This window comes from Dokdonella sp. (assembly GCF_049593775.1).
Lineage (GTDB): Bacteria > Pseudomonadota > Gammaproteobacteria > Xanthomonadales > Rhodanobacteraceae > Dokdonella.
Genome location: NZ_JBAWHJ010000182.1, coordinates 1 through 5,090, shown reverse-complemented (window position 1 = coordinate 5,090; position 5,090 = coordinate 1). Strand labels below are relative to the sequence as shown.

General features: G+C 59.6%; 4 protein-coding genes. All 4 read right to left on the bottom strand.

What is annotated here, in order from left to right:
• Positions 1-336: hypothetical protein (locus tag WBP53_RS06300; RefSeq protein ID WP_423927045.1), on the bottom strand; the 336-nt coding region annotated here is incomplete at its 3' end.
• Between the two features lie 238 nt (positions 337-574).
• Entirely contained in the window at positions 575-2,458 is a 1,884-nt protein-coding gene (locus tag WBP53_RS06295) for a DUF885 domain-containing protein (RefSeq protein ID WP_423927043.1), read from the bottom strand.
• Between the two features lie 128 nt (positions 2,459-2,586).
• On the bottom strand, positions 2,587-4,407 hold the full coding sequence (locus WBP53_RS06290) for a tetratricopeptide repeat protein (RefSeq protein WP_423927041.1): 1,821 nt from the start codon (positions 4,405-4,407) through the stop codon (positions 2,587-2,589).
• A 133-nt stretch (positions 4,408-4,540) separates the two neighbouring features.
• A partial coding sequence (locus tag WBP53_RS06285; protein ID WP_423927039.1) for a tetratricopeptide repeat protein occupies positions 4,541-5,090 on the bottom strand: 550 nt, incomplete at its 5' end.

Below are 5,090 nucleotides of genomic sequence, written 5' to 3'. Positions count from 1 at the left end.
GTTGAAGTCCTTGTATTGGGTGGCGCGGTAGGCACTGATCACGAATTGTTCATCCGACAACGCGATATCCCCCGCCATCGCATCGAGCACGCGGCGTTGGTTGGCATTGGTCTGGCGGCTGTAGTTGATCATGGGTTCGTAGGCCCATGCCTCCTTGCGCAGGTCGTCGGTCAGACGCGCTGTGAAGACGACCGCTTTCTGCGCGGTCTCGCGCTCCTCATTCCAGTTCGACACCTGCATGCCGATGAATACGCCGAAGATGACAATCACCAGTTCGATGGCGATCGCGCCCCATTGCTGTTGCCGGAATCGCTGCAAGAAGCGGCGGAAGATCATGGCATTACTCCGGCAATCCGAGTTTCTTCAGCAGGGCAGCATAGCGGGGCTAAAGCCAACCACAAAGCGGAAACGCGAGCACAGCGATCGAAGACCGCGCCGTAAACCGGCGTCTGGTAGGAGAGACATTGATGTCCGATGCTCTTCGACACATTGCGCGGGACAAGCATCAGGGCTAAAGCCATTTCCTACGAAAAGCAACGCGAGGCGCTCTCGTGGTGCAACACGCCGATCGAGATCATTTCTGCTCACCGGCCTTGGCAATCCACGCGCGCATTTCGCTCTCGATCACCGGCAATGCCGAAGCCGAGATCGCGAGCAGTCGATCATGGAATTCGCGGATGTCGAACTGATCGCCGTAGGCCGCTTCCGCTTCCTTGCGCAGCTGCTGGATCCTGAGCATGCCGATCTTGTAGCCGAGCGCCTGACCGGGCCAGACAACATAGCGCTCGATCTCCGACACGGCAGAACCCTGATCGGCGCCTTCGGTGGCAACCATGTAATCAATGGCCTCTTCGCGACTCCACTTCCTGGCATGCATGCCGGTATCGACGACCAGCCGAACCGCACGGTGCAGCTCATCGCGCAGGCGGCCAATGTCACCAATCGGATCATCCGCGTACATGCCCATTTCGGCAGCCAGCGCTTCGGCGTACAAGGCCCAGCCCTCGCCCGCTGAGTTGGAATAGAAACTCTTGGCAATGAACGGCGCATCCTGATCAATCGCGATGGCCATCTGCATGTGATGGCCGGGGATGGCCTCGTGGAAGGTCAGCGTTGGCGCGGAAAACTTCGGCAACGCGGCCGTATCGCGCAGATTGACCCAGTAGATGCCGGGGCGCGAACCATCCGGCGAAGGAGGGTCGTAGTAACCGCCCGGTGCCGAGTCCTGACTGAATTCGGGGACGGCGCGCAACTCGATCGGATGCCTGGGCACATTGCCGAACAACTTCGGCAGCAGCGCATTCATGTCGGCCATCTGCTTCTCGATGCTCGCCAGCAGCTGTGCCTTGCCTTCCGGCGTGTTCGGAAACACATAGCGTGGATCGGCAGCCAACGCGATCATGCGCTCGCCAACCGTTCCTTCGGTGTAGCCCTGCTCGCGCAGAAGGACGTCCATCTCGGCCGTAATGCGAGCCACTTCGTCGAGGCCAATCTGATGCACTTCCTCGGCATCCAGATCACTGTCGGTCATGTGTCGGATCATCGCCTTGTACAGCGCCGCGCCATTCGGCAGACGCCAGACGCCGGCATCATGCGGCGCCAAAGGCTCGATTTCACCGAGATAGGCGCTGATGCGCTGATACGCCGGGATTACGCCGTTGCCCACGATGTCCAATGCCTTGGCCGAATACGAATCCGCATCGGCAACATCGGCTGCCTTGAGCTTGCTGGCGAAGCTCGTGACCAGTACGTTGTCAGCGGCCGGTATGGCCGCAAACGCGTCAACCACGGCCTTTGATTTCTGCACGATGAAGTCGGGCGGAATCGCGCCGAGATCCACATCATGGCGCATCCTTGCCAATGCGCCGTCGAGTATCCCGGGAAACAGCTCAAGTCGCTCCAGGTACTCCGTGGCCTCTGCGGCGTTGCGAACAGTCTGCTGCGCTTCCATCAGCTTGGGAACGTCGACGGTAACCCCGGAGTTCTGGATAATCACGTAAGGCAGATACCAGATGCCGTAGGCATCAAAGCCGCTGCCGTAATCAGCCACGCGCATGGGACCGAGTGCGCCATCGAACAGGGTGATCAACGTGCTGCGGATGCGGCGCTGATCGGCACTGAGCGAATCCGGTGACGTCGCCTGCAATTCGGCCAGCCGCTTTTCCATTTCGGCCACACGCGCCTTGTCGCCTTCCACCGAACGATCATTGAGTCGGGCATCGGCGCCGGAGGTGAGCTCGTCCGGAATGCCGTTGTAGGTTGCTGCTTCCGGCACTTGCTGGTAGTAGCTACGGGTCAGTTGATCTATTGCGGCATCGAAAGTAGCGCCTGCCTTTTCAGCGTCGGCGACAACGGGCGCAACATCATTGACTGGCTGCGTGGCTGCGTCCTTGTCGTGCTTGCCGCAACCACCAAGAACTAGAGTGGCAACAATGAGTGTCACTGCGTTTCGCATCATGGTTGGGTCCTCACAGGGATTGCATTGATGAGTTCATGAATGAGTGGATGACAACAAAACGAGGCTCTGCAATGGCGCGGCTATCAACGCGTCAAGTGCGCTGTCTTGAATATTGTTTTGCAGCAGGATCAACCATCTGTGTCTCCGGGCTTCATACTCGTTAAGTCTGCAGTCTCGGGGAAATATTCATCGAGATTCAGCTGTCTCAGCAGTTCGCGAAAACGCGGATCGCCGCGAACCGGATCCCAGAACGGCGCGTAGCCAATGAAGGGCAGCATTGGATCGCGCACTTCCCTGGCCTTTTCCAGCTCAACGAATACGCGATCGTGGTCGCCGATGCCCAGCGCGACCATGGCCAGTGAAAGTGGCGACACAAAATGTGTATCAGCCAGCGTCGTCAGCTGTCGCAGAATCGCACCGGCCAACTCGGCCTGCCCGGAAAGACCCAGTGCCCAGCCAAGGTTGGCCTGCACACGAAGGTCCTCGGGCGTTTCGATCGCCATTGCCCGAAACATTTCAACGGCCTCATCGGGCTTACCGGACAGTGCCAGCGCCTGACCGAGGTTGGTACGGGCCACGTTACTTGAGGAATTATCTGCAAGCTCTCCGTTCGCTGCTTCAATCGCCTCGGCGTAATGTCGCCGATAGAGCAGATTGGAAGATCGCAATGAATTCTGATTCACCGGATCAAGCTCGCGTGCACGCTGATCCGCCGCTGCCCCATCTTCGAGCAGATTGCGCGCCGAAAGGTGCCCGGCATGGCGGCTGTACGCCATCGCATAGTTTGGATCGGCAGCGAGCGCTTGCTCGATATGGCGATCAGAGGCTGCCCAGTCCCAATCGTAGTGAAAGGCGTATTCGGCGAGTGCCGTATGCGCCTGCACGTTGTCCGGATCAATGGCCAGGGCGCGTTTTGCGGAAGCGCGTGCCAGCGGAAAAACCTTTGAAGCAGGCTCGACGCCATCATTTGCCAACGACACATAGGCCTCGGCAAGCGCCCCGTGTGCCATGGCGTAATCCGGATCCAGGGCCAGCGCACTCTTGAAGTACTCCACTGCCTCGAGATCGCCGGCGTGGGTCGTGAGATTCCATGCCTGGCGCCCTTTCAAGTACTTCTCGTAGGCAGGCACACTTCGAGTAGTACCGGTCGCAGCGACACTGGTCTGGGATATGCCAATGGCGCCCGAAAGCTCCTTGGCAATACTTGATGCCAATTCTTCCTGGAGGGCAAAAATGTCATCGAGTTCACGATCGTAGGTCTCCGACCAGACATGAAACCCTTCGCTGGCCTTGATCAGCTGCGCCGTTATTCGGACCTTGTTGCCGGCCTTGCGAACACTGCCTTCGACGACATAGGCAACACCGAGCCTTTCCCCAATCTCGGGAATCGGAACATTCTGGCCCTTGAAGAAGAACGAAGATGTTCGCGCGGTAACTTTCAGGCCCGGGACGCGCGCCAGAACATTGAGCAATTCTTCGCTGACGCCATCGGAAAAGTATTCGTTCTGTTTGTCATCGCTCATGTTGGAAAACGCAAGGACAGCAACGGATTTGTCAGCAACCGCTGGCGTATCCGCACCGGTCGCGCCCGCCGCCGGGGAGACCGAAACCTGTCCGGATGCCGACACTTGCGTCGTGTCGCTCGTCGGCGACGACTGCGAGAACTGCCAGATCAGCCCACCACCGACAAGCAGTAGCAGCGCGACAATCAGCAACTCCGTAGCCGACACCTTCTGCACACCACGTTCACCGTGATACCAGGCCAGCACCAGGGTGACGAGGAATCCGAGCGCGATCAGGCCGAAGGCAATTCGCATTATCAGGGTCGGCCATTCGTAGCTGTCCGCGGCCAGATCGAGCACTTGCAGCAGCACCCAGGCAGCAGCCAGATAGGCCATCGCCCATTGCACGAGCTTGCGTTGCTGCAGGCGTTGCCAGAAATCAGTCATGTGGCGCTCTTTTCATGCCCCGGTCTCCTTTCGCACCCGGTCGGCAAGTGCTTGGGCGTCTGCGCGAATCCTTGCCAGCAGTCCACGGAAGACATCGAGGCCGGCTTTTCCGCGCATGATTCGGCGGATGGGCTCATTGCGGGCTTGTCGGTGTGAGCGCGGCAGGGGCCGATTGGTGATTGTCCGTGCTTGCTTGAGACATCGGCACATGAAACCGGATCTTCGCCAGATCCTCCGGCGCCTTGCCGACACTGCGCAGGAACTGCAGCCAACGTGGATCCTCATGGAGGTTTTCGAACAGGGGGTCAAGCATGACCGTGGGCAGGTTGCCACCGCTCTCCTCTGCCGCAAGTTCCAGCCACAAGAAGGCCTGGTCCGCCTCTCCACGGAATGCGTGCACGCTGGCGATGTCATAAGTCGGGCGCTCATCGGGCTGCAGTACCGTCAATTCAGCCAGGGCTGCATCGGACTCAGCCTTGCGCCCCAGCGCGTGGTAGGCCATCGACTCGGCGAGTGGCTTCCGAAAATCGTCCAACTGCCTGGCTTCCACCAGCGCGCCGGCGGCATCACCCTCTAGCAACAAGGCAACGGCGAGTCGGCCGCGCGCGCCCGGCCGATCCGGGCTCAAGCTCAGCAAGCTGCGACTGGTCGCTTCGGCTGCGTCGTAGAGGCCTGCACTAATC

Bases quoted from the DNA above. Each gene is read 5' to 3' on its own strand.
- WBP53_RS06295 (WP_423927043.1), bottom strand. From the start codon at position 2,458: ATGATGCGAAACGCAGTGACACTCATTGTTGCCACTCTAGTTCTTGGT.
- WBP53_RS06290 (WP_423927041.1), bottom strand. From the start codon at position 4,407: ATGACTGATTTCTGGCAACGCCTGCAGCAACGCAAGCTCGTGCAATGG.